The organism is Metabacillus sp. 22489 (genome assembly GCF_052044855.1).
In the GTDB taxonomy this organism is placed as follows: domain Bacteria; phylum Bacillota; class Bacilli; order Bacillales; family Bacillaceae; genus Metabacillus; species Metabacillus niabensis.
Window position 1 is genome coordinate 32,689 of the sequence record NZ_JBQENT010000001.1, and the last position, 13,376, is coordinate 46,064.

Sequence of the window (13,376 nt, forward strand, 5' to 3'; positions counted from 1 at the left end):
AATAAAAAGTTGCTTTGAACAATTTTCGTTTATTTCACGATTTTCGCTTTCCGGCCGCTTTATTTGTTTTTTCTGCGTTTTGTAAGCCTTTATCACTAAATGCATTATCGTTTGCTAGATGATTTTTTATTGAAGTTCTATCAATATTTTGATCTGAAAGGCGATTTTTTTCTGTCATTTGCTATTTCTCCTTTATTTAATGATGTTTTTAGTATCTACAATATCTGAAATATCATTCGGTAAAGTTGAATTTTGAAAAGGAAGAGGCAAAAGCTGTTACATTTATAGGTTATAAATTAAAGCTTCTTCAAAAGATGTTGATTAAAAAGGTAGATGAGATTTGCGACAGTTTATTTTTGGAGAAATTAGTGTTGAATTTATGTAGTTTTCATAGTAGGAACTTTAGAAATTTGTTTATATAGAGCAAGTGTTATAGGAAGAACATGATTGAACAAACAATCTCTCTATCGTTATTGGATAAAGAGATTAATTTATAAAGTTCTAAGAAAAATGATCTTCAAAAAAGAATAAGGAAAGATAAATTTTCTCATTTTCATACAATGATTTCAATTATGCTTTTAACATATAACCGTATTTTTTATTGATTTTCTTGGCGATTCTTTCTAAAAAGACGGCTACTGTCATTTTTTCAATATCATTTGTATACCAGGCGAGTTTTGCGCCTCTTTTCTTACCATCGTAATTGACTTCTAACGGCCAAAATGTTTTTGTTTTATATGTATAATCAAAATGAATATACAATTCTTTTCCTTCAGGAGATTCAAGGACGACTCGGTAATTTGGATTTTTACCGGAAGTTTCAAGTTTCACTTTTCTTATTTTTGTTAACATACACGTTCCCCCTAGAAAATTTTTGTAAAACAATTTAAACCATTCCTCTATTTTACTATACATTTGCTAAATAAACTAATTTTCTCTATAGAAAAGTGAAAATCATCAAATAAATTCTAAAAAACATTGTTATTGGGTAGCTATAATCGGATGTTTTTCTCAGGTTGTATATTTATTGCTATAATAAACGAAAAGTAGAGGTGAGATTATGGAATTGAGACAATTAACCTATTTTCTTGAAGTTGTGAAGCATAAAAGTATGACAAAGGCAGCTGAATCATTACATATATCACAGCCAGCATTAAGTAAGATGATAAAAAGTCTTGAGGAAGAGCTCGATATGACATTAATTATTCGTTCTAATAAAACAAGTGAATTAACGGATGGTGGAGTCATCGTTATGGAATATGCCCAAAAGATTCTTTCACAAATTGAGGAGCTATCAACAACCTTAAATGATTTGACAAGCTTGAAGCGTGGATCGATTCGAATAGGCTTACCACCGATTATTGGAAGCTTGTACTTTCCGAGTGTTATGGCAGAGTTCCATAGAGTCTATCCAAATATTTCGATTACGATAACCGAATATGGTGGCGCAAAGGTTGTAAAAAGTGTTGAGGAGGGAGAATTTGAATTAGGTGTCGCCGTTTTACCTGTTGATGAAGAGGAATTTAATATATACCCAATCGTTGAAGATGAAATGAAGTTATTAATACATCATGAACATCCTTTAGCGAGTCGTGAAACAATTCAATTAAGTGAATTAATGGATGAAGAATTTATTTTCTATCACGAGGATTTCGCTCTTCACGACATTATGTGGGAAAGATGTATTCAAGAAGGCTTTGAGCCGAAAATATTATTTAAAAGCTCACAATGGGATTTTATGGTTGAAATGGTTGGTGCAAATTTAGGTGTAACGATATTACCGGAATCGATATGTAATAGAGTCGAAAATAAACAGGTGAAAATCATAAATTTACACCCTATTACACCTTGGAATCTAGCGGTTATTACAAAAAAACATAAATATATATCTTATGCAGCTCGAACATTTATTGATTTTTTTGTTTCTAAATGATTATAACCAAAGGTTATACTTGTGATAATTATTATATATTTTACGAATAATCGAATGCGTAGTAATATGATCATTATCAATTAAGAAGTATAACGTTAGCTTCTTCTTATGAAGGATGGTTATAATCAATGAACATCATTACGATTATCTTACAAATCATTTTTATACATGTTTTTCTTTTCCTTGGAATTGCAATTAAGCAGTTTCTAGATATCCCAATCCCAGCTTCAATGATTGGGCTTGTTATCCTACTATTATGCTTATTTTTACGAATTGTAAAGCTAGAGTGGATTGAAAAAGGAGGAAATTGGCTATTAGCAGAATTGTTGTTATTCTTTATCCCTTCTGCTGTTGGGATCGTTAATTATGATGAAATCTTAAGTTTACAAGGGTTAGAATCGATTTTATTAATTGGCTTAAGTACCTTTATTGTCATGGCGGTAACTGCATATATAGCAGATTATATTCAGACGAGAAAAGGCAGTGTTTCAAAATGAATTATATTTTGTATACATTATTGACATTCGTCATATATAAAATAAGTAAATTCTGCTATAAAAAATGGTCATTTCCCTTGCTTAATCCTTTGTTAGTTTGTCCAATTATTCTTATTGCCTTTATTACACTGTTTCATATACATGCAGATTATTATCTTCAAGCTACAAAGGGTATTACACATTTGCTTGGACCTGCAACAGTTGCGTTTGCGATTCCGATTTATAAGCATTTTTCTTTAGTTAAAAAATATATTGGAAATATCGTGATAAGTATTACAGTTGGGACATTGGTTGCGATCTTCTCGTCAATGGCATTATCAATTCTTTTTAAATTAACGCCAAATTTTCTAATTAGCATCATCCCGAGGTCAATAACAACACCAATTGCGATTGAAGTATCGAAGGAAATTGGGGGCTTACCAACACTTACAACAATTTTTGTTATTTTGACAGGTGTTATTGGCGGAATTATCGGGCCGTTTGCAATTAAATGGCTCTCAATAAAGTCTCCTATTGCAAAGGGCTTAGCATTAGGTATGAGTGCTCATGGAGTTGGAACTTCAAAAGCGATGGAATATGGTGAACAAGAAGGAACATTTTCAACTCTTGCAATGATTTTTGCGGCACTCCTGACGATGGGATGGGGAAGCTTGCTTATTCCTTCGTTAATGAATATCGCCCAAATTTAATAAAAAACGCAGGAATCGTTTTACAGTGATTCACTGCGTTTTTTTTACTTTATAATTTCTTTTTATCAACGATTTTAATTGCAAAGCGATTCAATAAATAACATAAGGATTTCCAAAAATATTGTTTTCGTTTTGCTAAATGCTCAATATAAATCGCTGTAAATTCCGGATAGCCTTTTGCTCCCCTATCATATTTGAACCTTCCAACACCAGCACTTTGATGATAGAGCCGCTGATTGTTTATCGATTCTTGGACTGCTAAATAGCGTAGGATTCTGTATAGCCCTTTTTCTTTAGGTAAATCAGTATTATAGCCAAGGACAGGATTTGCCATCATATTTTGAAAGATTTTCGATCCAAATACTCCTTCTAATACCCCGTCTTTTTTTAAACCTACGTATGTTAATGCACGACCAGCATGTGTCGAAAGGATAAAGTCTTCCGTAAATTGTGGATTGTTATAAGAATATTTTTCTAAATATAATTTATCGTATAATTGTTTTGCACGGATTAAATCTTCCTTTGTAAAATCGTCATGTTGTATGATGTCAAATTCATTTTTATCTAGTAATTTTTTATCTCGATTTAATGTATTTCGTACTTTTTTAGTAGCATTTAATATCTCCTCTGGCCTAGAAATGTAAACAAAGCGGCTCGGGAGCAACTGAAATTGCAATGCTTCTAAGTCCACCTTCATTTTTGGGTATAATCCTTCATTAATTGAACGAAAACCAATTAAGTAATCAGGATAATTAGCTAGCATCGTGTTTTTGATCGATTCTAATTGTTCCTTTGAAAGGCTTGGAGATAAATTTGTTGAAATAAGCCAGTTATTTATATACACAACCTTATTGATTTCGATTTTTTTCGCAAATTTAGAAATCAATCCTAGCAAAAAATGAAAAATTGCTTCCAGTAACTTGTTATTTAGCATCGATAATTCTTCTTTTGAATATGTTATGTAATGATTATATGGTGAACAGACATAGGAATTATCATATTCCTCTTCGTTTACTGTATAAGGTAATAAAATATCATCTATTGCAACAAATCCTAAAGAAGTATGTACATTCTTAATTAAGTTATTTGTATTATTTTTTAGGAGTGGTAAAAAATAGCTTTTCATTAACTGACCTTCCTGGAAATGTTCCCATTTTAGTTTTTCCCAGTTATCTTTTGTATAAAGAGTGACAGCTGAATTTTCCATATGAATCTCCTCTATTTTTTAGCGTAATCGATTTAATACGATTTTTTCAATGATCGACCAAGGCAGCACTCTTTTAAGAAAAGCTAAAGTTCTTGCACCTTTCCCAATTGGATAACGAAATTTAGGTTTATTCGTTTGACAAATTTTAACAACTAATAGAGCGACTTCAATTGGGTCAGATCCGTTATTTGCCGATGCTTTTGCATATTTAAATAGATTTTGTTTAAAGTCATCTCCCTGGGCAGTAATATTTTCTAATCCCTTTTGCCAAATTTTCGTTTTATATGATGCAGGCTCAATAAGAGTAACAAAGATTTGTTTAGGGAGTAGCTCTAATCTCAAGCTTTCGCTTAATCCTTCAATTACAAATTTTGAGGATGTATAGGCCGACATTCCTGGAAAGCCAAAAAAACCACTAACACTGCTCATATTTATGATTTGAGAGGAAGTTTTCTTTTCTAATAATGGAAGGAATACTTTCGTAACCTGCAATGTTCCCAGTAGATTAGTCTTTTGCTGTGCCTCCCATTCATCATAAGTAATCTCTTCTAACAAACCTCCCTGACAGTAGCCTGCATTATTAATTAAAATATCTAAGCTACCGAATTTCTCTTCTATCATGCTTTTTACATTTATAATCTCTTCTTTTTTTGTTACATCCATCTGTTGGATATATAATGCTTTTTTTAGCCCAAGTAGTTCAACTTCCTTCACTAATGCTTCTTGTTTCGATATATCCCTCATTGTTGCAACGACAACAAATCCTGCCTTAAGTAATTCAATTGACGTATAAAACCCAATTCCACTATTCGCTCCGGTTATTAAAGCAATCTTCATTTTTACTCCTCGTTTCGGTATACCGCTCAAATTTATTGGTAATTTGTCATTTTATTCTATTATAAACGAACTGAATGATTTTGTATTAATTTCATGAATTGTGAGATACTAACGAGCGATAATGAAACTGTTTTGAAAAGTAGGTGAAAAAGTTGGCGAAAAAAGGGATTCAAAATTCTAGTATTGAACAATTAAGAAATGATCATGAAACAGAATCGGCTTTCAGCAATGAGGGTCCTAACAAACAAAACAAAAGTTCAAAAAAAAATAAGTAAATATGGGGACCATTCTGTGGTCCTTTTTCGAATTTACTAATGCAGAACTTGATTATTAACTTAAATTCGTCAATTAAGATCATCATTTAAAAAGGAATGATAAGAAGATGGATCACATTAAGGCAGTTGTTATTAAATTTATTGGTACATTATTTCTGTTATTTATCGTTCTTGGCTTAGCCTTTAATTATTCATTTGTTCATATTTTTACCCTTTCTCTACTATTAGGAGTCATATCCTATATTTTAGGTGATTTATTACTCCTAGCTAGAACGAGTAACCTACTTGCAACATGTTCAGATTTTGCCTTGGCATTATTGCTTACGTGGTTTTACCTTGCAAATGTAACGAATGCTAATAATTTTCTCTTTCTAGTTTCTTTCATAACTGCAGCTGGTATAGCCTTATTTGAAGCTTTTTTTCATAGATATTTAATTACAAGGGTAATCAAGGATTCCTATCAGACAAAAAGAGTGAATCATTCTCTTCAATATCAAGCAGAGGCATCTGAGGAACTAACCTCGATTAAGAAAGCTGATAAAAATCAAGGATTTCCTAAATCAAGAGATGAAAATAACATATAAATAACAAAAGGGTTATCTTAGTGGATAATTGCTTCCCCATTTAGATATCCCTTTTGTCCTCACATACTTGTTTATTTTTATATGGTTATTATATTTAAAAAGTTTCAAACCATAAATGCTTCTTGTAGCTTTTTTAATAGAATACCTCTCTATTCTTCACTTTGTATAATTTATTTCACATTTCTATTCACTAAGTGTTTCGAGTTCAGACAGCTCCATCATTAGCTGCTTTTTATCCAATCCACTTCCAATTAGGACTAAATTTTCCGGAAAATTAATTTTTTGTCCAAATAGATAAGGAACACCATATGAATATTGGACTACATGAATAAGTGGATTCTCCTTAAAGCGAACAAACCCTTTAACTCGATAAATTGTAGGTGGAAGACTGTTTAGCCACGTCTCGAACCGTTCCTTTGATAACATCTTATGAAATTGATAGGTCATTGCTTGAATATGTAAGTGATGATGAACATGTACGGTTTCGTTATCTGAATTTCCCATATCCTCTCGACTACTTCTAAGTTTAGACAGAGGTACATCTGCGAAAGTGGTAAAGAATTGTTGTGCTCTTGTGTTTATTTTTGTGATTTCTTCTTGGATATACGCTCGTTCAACTGCTGATATACAGTCTGATTTGTTTAATAATATTATATCCCCATATTTAACTTGGTCTTCGATTAATTTTTGAAGTTGATTATTTAATTGGTTGCGATCAAGCCATCTTTTTGAGTCTACGACACTAATAATCGACTTCACATGAACATGAGGGGCAATAACAGGTGACATACATGCATCCAAAATTTCAATCGGATGAGCAACACCAGTTGCTTCAATATAGATGACGTCTGGTTGTTCCTGCTGATAAAGCATCAAAAGCTGAATCTCCAATTCATCCTTCAGCGTACAGCATATGCATCCATTTAAAAGCTCCCTAATAGATACATCCGTCCCTATAATACCAGAATCTACGGATAACTCTCCTAATTCATTTATCAAAACCGCCACTTTACGGTTTTTTTCTTTCTCCTCTATCAAAAAATTTTTCAATAAAGTTGATTTTCCACTGCCTAAAAATCCAGCTAGGATATATATTTCTACATTTGCTTGCATAAGAACCTTCCTTCTTATCAAATAAGTATGGTTATGCTGTTTGGCGAATGAAGTTTGCTGTGGCTAGCTTTTACAATGGCTCATTATGCTCTATTCGGAATATCCCAATGAAATGGATCTTTAAACAACTTCCAATCTAAATCAAATTCATCACCAGTTAGTAAACAAGCGTCTAATTGTTTGGATACCTCTTTTTCATTCATATCTGTACCGATAAAAACCAATTGAGTCATGCGATCACCAAATTCAGGATCCCATTCAGCTTTTATATGAGGATTTTCACTTAAAATATAATCTTGTTCAACAATTGACATGGTTGCCACCCAATAAGCAACCGGTTCTATTTGGATGGACGGTCCGGCTTGTGAGACTGAAAGAGCTAATTCATTTCTAGTTGCACACCAGGCAATTCCTTTTACCCTAACAATATTTTGAGAAAGTGAATGCATGAGCTGATAAAATCGTTCACTATGAAATGGTAGTCTTCTTTTATAAACAAAGGATGTAATGCCATACTCTTCCGTTTCAGGCTGATGTTCCTTATGTCCCATTGTCAGCTCTTTTATCCACCCTGCAGATTCACTAGCTTTATCAAAATCAAAAAGATTTGTATTAAGAATCTCTTTTGGCTGAATCTTGCCTTTACTTGTTCGAGTTATTCGTGCTTCTGGTTGAAGTTTGCGTAACACCTTTTCTAAATGCCTCAATTTTTCTTCACTTACAAGATCACATTTATTAATAATGAGAACATCACAAAATTCAATTTGATCCAATAATAAATCTGCTATTTCACGGTTGTCTTCCTCACTTAGAGCTTCTTTTCGATCAAGAAGGCTATCTCCTGATCTAAAATCTTTCCAAAAGCGATTCGCATCAACAACAGTAACCATCGTATCAAGCTTACAAAAACGGGTAAGATCAATGCCCAGCTCCTCATCAATATATGAAAAGGTTTGAGCAACAGGAACAGGCTCACTTATTCCTGTAGACTCGATGACAATGTAATCGATGTTCCCCTCTAACGCTAGCTTTTCAACCTCAATTAGCAAGTCTTCTCTGAGAGTACAACAAATACAGCCATTTGACATTTCAACCAATTTTTCTTCTGTTCTTTTTAATCCTCCACCTTGCTTAATGGTTTCCGCGTCTATATTTACTTCACTCATGTCATTCACGATGACAGCTACCTTTATGCCCTCGCGATTTTGAAGAATGTGATTTAAAATCGTTGTCTTTCCTGCTCCTAGGTAACCACTTAAGACTGTAACAGGTATTTTTTTCATGATTTTTCCTCCCTTTTTTAAGTCAATTCAAAAAAATTTTCGAATATCATTGCAAAATCTTTAGAAGAACTTGTTCAGATTCAAAAAAAATGGTAGATTATTTTTATTCATTATAAATCGTAATGATTACGTTTTGCAAGGGTAGATTGTTTTCCTCTCTCGCATTAACCTAGGAGGTATTTAGAAAATGATTCTTTCCAATCAATCAATAAAAAGGAGATTATTTGATAATGAGATAAAAATTACTCCTATTACTGAAACACAATTTCAACCTGCTTCTGTAGACTTGCGTTTAGGAAACCACTTTTTAGCTATTGATGAAACATCAGTTCCATATCTATCATTAGAAAAAGCTGCTGAGTACAAAGAGTTTTACGAAGATAAAATTCTTATTCCTCCCCATGGGTTTATCCTTGGGACGACTCTTGAGTGGATTAAGCTCCCAAATAACCTAACAGCATTTGTAGAGGGAAGAAGTTCAATCGGGAGGCTCGGGCTTTTCATTCAAAATGCAGGATGGGTAGATCCCGGATTTGAAGGAAATATCACTCTAGAATTATATAATGCAAATCAAGTCCCCATTGAGTTAACTTTCGGAAGGAGGGTTTGTCAACTTGTCTTTGCTGAGCTTGATCTTGAGGCTCCTCCATATTCCGGCAAGTATGTTGGACAAAACGGAGCATTTCAAAGTCGTATTCATAAAGATGAAGAATGTATCCGTCAGCATCTTCCTGCAAAGTTATTTAAAGAGTTTGATTAAGCCAAAAATTTAAAGGAATCGACTTTTTGTTTTAAATGATATTACATTATTCGTCGTTAGGACTTTTATCGAGGAGGAGTTTAATATGGCAACATGGAATTTAAGTAACACTATTCATCATCTTCTTATCTGTAATGGTAGCAGTTGTAATCGTGTTGGAGCAGAAGACTTGACCCAGGAGTTACGGATGGAAATATCTATAAGAGGCTTAGACGATATGATTCATACAACACGAACAAGATGTAATGGTAGATGCCATGATAAGTGTGTCGTTATTAACTATCCACAAGGAAATTGGTATAAGGACTTAAAGCCTGAGGATGTAACTATCTTTATTGATTCCCTTCTGGATAATAAAGATTATACAGGGAAAATTAGTCATTCTTATAATAATCACGGATTTGACCGTTCACCTGAAGTTGTGACGGGGATTCGTAAAGATCCGGATAAAGTAAAAAAAGTGTCAAAATGATGTGAGAAAAATAATGGTTATCAGGAAGAAGGTGAATACTTGTCATGCTGGATCATATTTATCGTCAGGTTATATTAGATCATTATCGTCATAAACGCAATTTCAAAGAATTATCTGGTAAGAATATTTTAAAAGTTTATTACAAAAATCCAACTTGCGGGGATGTGATGACCCTCTTTATTGAAGTTGAACATGATTTAGTAAAAAAAGCATCCTTCCTTGGAGAAGGGTGTAGCATAAGTATGGCATCCTCTTCAATGATGACAGAGCTTATTCAAAACAAATCACTAAAGGAAATTAAATTACTAAGAAATGTTTTTGAAGATTTGATTCGAACTGGAGAGCTCACAAACGAAAAAATTGATTTAGGGGATAGTATCTCTTTACAAGGTGTTCATCAATTAAAGGCAAGACATAATTGTGCTTTAATGCCTTGGCAAGCATTAGATAAAGTTTTCAGTGACGAGGCAGAGTACAAATCTTACAATAAATAGAAAAATAAGGACAGTCTCATAGATTCTTAGGACTGTCTCTTTGTAAAGAAACTAAAGATATATATAAGGATTTTTTGGCGTAACGATTTTCTCGATACTGGTCACATGAATAGCTGGTATATACTGTTGATTTTCTTCCTTAACCTTCAAGACGCCTTTGATTCGTACCCAAGTATCCTCCATTAATTGAAGCTCATCGCTATTTGTAAGTATTATTCCACTTGCTTGTGCATCTGCAACACAGTGGGTAACTTGAAATCTAGCAATCACTTTTTGTTTTTTCATCATGTCTTCAGCAATAAACCCTTCTATTTCTATTTGTTTTCCCTCAAAAACCGCTGGATATTTTGAAAGAATCCCCATATAATCAGTAAAACCTGTATAATCTAAACGAATAATAGGACGATTCATAATCCTATCTATATTTTCATTCTCTAAGTCAATATCCCCCGACTTTTTATGATTGAAACTTGAATATTGAATACCACGCACTAGTGCTTCATCAGCCCCAAAGGTTTTATAAGGCATCATGAAACCTGATAAAAGAGTAATCATCATCATTCCAATCGATATTAATGATTTGATGGAAAACTGTTCTTCTTCATGATGACACCCCCAAGGACTGCAGTAAGTATGATCATGCTCAGCTTCAAGTGTTTTAAAAATACGGGGAACTTGAAAGAAAAAAAGAATCAAGAAAATGATTGAAGCGATTTGACTAAAATGTAGATAATTAGGATGGATAAAGTTAGTAATATCCCCCGTATGATGCAAAATAAAAATAAAACTGGCGAATAGCAATAATATAATTGCTTTTATTCCTTGTCTCTTTTGTAGGGTCAAGATCAGTCTCTCCTTTATATTAGCGGGTGAACTAGTAATAAAAAAACAAGCACAGTGACCGTAATGAGAATTGTTAACGTGATGACGAAACGAAATGTAAAGACAGATAATAACATAATTGTATTTTTCAAATCTAGCATGGGTCCATAGATTAAAAAGCCAAGCAAGGAAGTTTTTGGAAGTATATGATCAAATGATGCCGCGATAAATGCATCTGCTTCAGAGCATAGGGATAATAGATAAGCAAGTCCCATCATCACGAGAGTAGAACCTAACAAACCATCTCCTAGAGCTAAAATAGATCTTGTAGAGATATACGTCTGTACAAAAGCTGCAAGAAGCGCTCCAATAATTAAAAACTTTCCCATATCAAAAAATTCATCAATCGCATGCTCGATTATAGCTTTTAGTCTCGTTAGTAAGGGTAGCTTTACTATTCTTTGAGCTTCTGTTCTAAAGGATTCCTTCGTTATTTTCAGTTGATTGTGTTTAAAGAGTATACAGATAGCTGAAGTAATGATAAGAGCAATAATTAAACCTAGAACCATTCGTAGTAAAGCCATTCTCCCATCCTCACCAAAAGCCATATAGGTAGAAAAAATAACGATCGGATTAATTAATGGTCCTGTAAGTAAAAAACCGACCCCTGCAAAAAGAGGCATCCCTTTACTAACTAGACGACGAACAATTGGAACAATTCCACATTCACAGGCAGGAAATAATGCACCTACTAAACAACTCATCATGATTGCTAATAACTTGTTACGAGGGATAAATTTGCGCATTTGTTCTTCTGAAACAAATACTTGAATGACCCCTGCGAGCAAAACACCGATTAAAACAAATGGCAATGCTTCTAGTAATATACTTATAAACACGACATTAAAGGTTAAGAAAGAATCCGAAAAAAGAGATTCGCTTAGCTTTATTCCTTCGTGAAAATAAAATAGTAAAATGCAACATCCTAGGAAAGCGAATCCTATTATTTCGATATTGGTCCTTATCCTCATTTTATAAACCCTCTGTTTTTTATCTTCATAAGAAATACCTCCAGTACATACTAGCTTTTGTTTATTCAATCACCTTTATCTTGATTTCTACTACTTTCAAATTTTTTAAAACAACTTTAAAGCCTATTTTCTCAATTTAGTTAGGTAGAGCTAACATGGAGATGTTAGCCCCGAAGTGGAAAGCCTCTTTTATTTCCTATTCAGCGTATATCGGCTCTTTAATTGTTCTTTCCCAATCTTTTTTAATTACTTTTATATCTAGATTGACTCCAATCATAACTAAATAACATTCACCTTTAAATTGCGAAGGTTCCCAATTAACACGTTTCATAACAGTTTGCATTAAGTATATCCCATCTGTCATAGGTATATATCCCTTTGCCCGAAGCAAGTCACTTCTCCATTTCTTCAAAAACCTCTCAATTTGTTTCTTTGTTGTATTGGTTGTAAGTGGCAGTGAGATACTCTTTATTCTTGAAAAAGATGCTGAAGCCTTTTCATCTGATGGTTCATCATTTCGTTTTATATTAAATCTCTTCATAACTGAATGATTAATAGAAAAAATTTCGTTTATGTCAACCTGGCTAAATGTTGTGTAGGTAATAGGTGAGGAGGAATTTTCTTTTCTAAGTAGTCTTTCTACCTTTTTCTTCTTTTCATAAGATACTAAATCAATTTTATTGACAATAAGATAATCAGCAACCCTAATTTGCTTTCTTGTTGTTCTTACAAGATCTCGGTCTGATTCAAACACATTATTATATGAAAGAATATTTTCTGCATCTACGATCGTTATGACTTTTTCTAAGCAAAGAAGCTGTAGAAGTTCAGGTTCTGTTATAGAGTCAACAACCTCTTCTGGATCTGCAACCCCTGTTAACTCAATAAATAGCATGTCCGGTTTGCGACTAAGAAGTGTTTTTAGACAGTTCGTTACTTCACTTTTTTTATTACAGCACATACATCCATCTAGTAATTTTTCGAGATGGCTATTTTTTAACAGCCCGGATATACTTTCTCCATCTGTATCTGTCCTACCAATTTCATTCATTAAAACTGCTGGCTTCATTTTCCTTTCATTACATACTTGTAGTAATTGCTTTAAAAGTGTAGTCTTACCACTTCCTAAAAATCCGCTTAAAATAAAGACTGGTATTGTCTTCATCACTTTCCCTCCTTTTCAACACAATACATATATATCGATTATAAATCGAAATTATTCCTATTTACACAATCGAGTTTTAGGTGTACAATACAAATCGTAATCATTACTATTTGTTTCTACCAGTTAAATCGAAATGGTTCCAATTTATATTTTATTCATATTAGGTACTTGATAAAAAACATCAAATTCTCCCCTATTAAAAAGTTTATTTAAA

General features: G+C 33.1%; 17 protein-coding genes. 8 read left to right on the top strand and 9 right to left on the bottom strand.

The genetic code is table 11. The annotated features are described in order from the left end of the window. Nucleotides 1-34: 34 nt before the first annotated feature. Together ACTJJ9_RS00165 and ACTJJ9_RS00170 are read right to left on the bottom strand one after the other, a co-directional pair. On the bottom strand, nucleotides 35-178 hold the full coding sequence (locus tag ACTJJ9_RS00165; protein WP_186324218.1) for a hypothetical protein: 144 nt from the start codon (nucleotides 176-178) through the stop codon (nucleotides 35-37). A gap of 392 nt (nucleotides 179-570) precedes the next feature. Then, a complete protein-coding gene (locus tag ACTJJ9_RS00170; protein WP_145582401.1) occupies nucleotides 571-852 on the bottom strand; it encodes a hypothetical protein in 282 nt (93 codons plus the stop codon). Between the two features lie 208 nt (nucleotides 853-1,060). Here ACTJJ9_RS00170 and ACTJJ9_RS00175 point away from each other — a divergent pair, with 208 nt between their 5' ends. The 3 genes from ACTJJ9_RS00175 to ACTJJ9_RS00185 all read left to right on the top strand — a co-directional run bounded on the left by ACTJJ9_RS00175 (nucleotide 1,061) and on the right by ACTJJ9_RS00185 (nucleotide 3,119). After that, complete coding sequence (locus ACTJJ9_RS00175) at nucleotides 1,061-1,933, top strand: LysR family transcriptional regulator (protein WP_145582402.1); 873 nt, start codon at nucleotides 1,061-1,063, stop codon at nucleotides 1,931-1,933. Between the two features lie 128 nt (nucleotides 1,934-2,061). After that, entirely contained in the window at nucleotides 2,062-2,430 is a 369-nt protein-coding gene (locus ACTJJ9_RS00180; RefSeq protein WP_145582403.1) for a CidA/LrgA family holin-like protein, read from the top strand. After that, nucleotides 2,427-3,119: an LrgB family protein gene (locus tag ACTJJ9_RS00185; protein WP_145582404.1), complete on the top strand. Its 693-nt coding sequence runs from the start codon at nucleotides 2,427-2,429 to the stop codon at nucleotides 3,117-3,119. Before ACTJJ9_RS00180 ends, ACTJJ9_RS00185 begins: the two co-directional genes overlap by 4 nt. A 49-nt stretch (nucleotides 3,120-3,168) precedes the next feature. On the opposite strand, the gene ACTJJ9_RS00190 is transcribed toward ACTJJ9_RS00185, so the two are convergent. Both ACTJJ9_RS00190 and ACTJJ9_RS00195 read right to left on the bottom strand, forming a co-directional pair. Beyond that, the gene (locus ACTJJ9_RS00190; RefSeq protein ID WP_145582405.1) at nucleotides 3,169-4,326 is read right to left on the bottom strand and encodes a GNAT family N-acetyltransferase; all 1,158 of its coding nucleotides are present in this window, start codon (nucleotides 4,324-4,326) and stop codon (nucleotides 3,169-3,171) included. An 18-nt stretch (nucleotides 4,327-4,344) separates the two neighbouring features. After that, on the bottom strand, nucleotides 4,345-5,163 hold the full coding sequence (locus ACTJJ9_RS00195) for an SDR family NAD(P)-dependent oxidoreductase (protein WP_145582406.1): 819 nt from the start codon (nucleotides 5,161-5,163) through the stop codon (nucleotides 4,345-4,347). A gap of 152 nt (nucleotides 5,164-5,315) precedes the next feature. On the opposite strand from ACTJJ9_RS00195, the gene ACTJJ9_RS00200 reads away from it, so the two are divergent. Next, on the top strand, nucleotides 5,316-5,438 hold the full coding sequence (locus ACTJJ9_RS00200) for a biofilm-forming protein (protein ID WP_095300919.1): 123 nt from the start codon (nucleotides 5,316-5,318) through the stop codon (nucleotides 5,436-5,438). A 107-nt stretch (nucleotides 5,439-5,545) separates the two neighbouring features. Continuing rightward, nucleotides 5,546-6,022 carry a YndM family protein gene (locus ACTJJ9_RS00205; RefSeq protein ID WP_145582407.1) on the top strand — a complete coding sequence of 159 codons (477 nt, stop codon included), beginning with the start codon at nucleotides 5,546-5,548 and terminating at the stop codon, nucleotides 6,020-6,022. Between the two features lie 183 nt (nucleotides 6,023-6,205). Here the strand turns inward: ACTJJ9_RS00205 and ACTJJ9_RS00210 are convergent, their stop codons facing one another. Both ACTJJ9_RS00210 and ACTJJ9_RS00215 read right to left on the bottom strand, forming a co-directional pair. Further along, complete coding sequence (locus ACTJJ9_RS00210) at nucleotides 6,206-7,135, bottom strand: CobW family GTP-binding protein (RefSeq protein WP_440768338.1); 930 nt, start codon at nucleotides 7,133-7,135, stop codon at nucleotides 6,206-6,208. A gap of 83 nt (nucleotides 7,136-7,218) precedes the next feature. Next, entirely contained in the window at nucleotides 7,219-8,418 is a 1,200-nt protein-coding gene (locus ACTJJ9_RS00215) for a GTP-binding protein (protein ID WP_186324219.1), read from the bottom strand. 187 nt (nucleotides 8,419-8,605) lie between these two features. Between ACTJJ9_RS00215 and dcd the strand changes: the two genes are divergently transcribed. From dcd to sufU, 3 genes are all read left to right on the top strand, one after another. Next, nucleotides 8,606-9,178 carry a dCTP deaminase gene (gene dcd, locus ACTJJ9_RS00220; protein WP_145582410.1) on the top strand — a complete coding sequence of 191 codons (573 nt, stop codon included), beginning with the start codon at nucleotides 8,606-8,608 and terminating at the stop codon, nucleotides 9,176-9,178. Between the two features lie 85 nt (nucleotides 9,179-9,263). Next, on the top strand, nucleotides 9,264-9,650 hold the full coding sequence (locus ACTJJ9_RS00225) for a (2Fe-2S) ferredoxin domain-containing protein (RefSeq protein ID WP_145582411.1): 387 nt from the start codon (nucleotides 9,264-9,266) through the stop codon (nucleotides 9,648-9,650). A 44-nt stretch (nucleotides 9,651-9,694) separates the two neighbouring features. Continuing rightward, nucleotides 9,695-10,144: a Fe-S cluster assembly sulfur transfer protein SufU gene (gene sufU / locus ACTJJ9_RS00230; protein WP_145582412.1), complete on the top strand. Its 450-nt coding sequence runs from the start codon at nucleotides 9,695-9,697 to the stop codon at nucleotides 10,142-10,144. A 51-nt stretch (nucleotides 10,145-10,195) separates the two neighbouring features. Here sufU and ACTJJ9_RS00235 read toward each other — a convergent pair whose 3' ends face one another. The 3 genes from ACTJJ9_RS00235 to ACTJJ9_RS00245 form a co-directional block, all read right to left on the bottom strand. Further along, nucleotides 10,196-10,987 (bottom strand): TIGR03943 family putative permease subunit, encoded by a 792-nt coding sequence (locus ACTJJ9_RS00235; protein WP_440768339.1) that lies wholly within the window; start codon nucleotides 10,985-10,987, stop codon nucleotides 10,196-10,198. Between the two features lie 14 nt (nucleotides 10,988-11,001). Next, the gene (locus ACTJJ9_RS00240; RefSeq protein WP_145582414.1) at nucleotides 11,002-11,997 is read right to left on the bottom strand and encodes a permease; all 996 of its coding nucleotides are present in this window, start codon (nucleotides 11,995-11,997) and stop codon (nucleotides 11,002-11,004) included. A 196-nt stretch (nucleotides 11,998-12,193) separates the two neighbouring features. After that, nucleotides 12,194-13,162 (bottom strand): CobW family GTP-binding protein, encoded by a 969-nt coding sequence (locus ACTJJ9_RS00245; RefSeq protein WP_145582415.1) that lies wholly within the window; start codon nucleotides 13,160-13,162, stop codon nucleotides 12,194-12,196. Nucleotides 13,163-13,376: the final 214 nt, after the last annotated feature.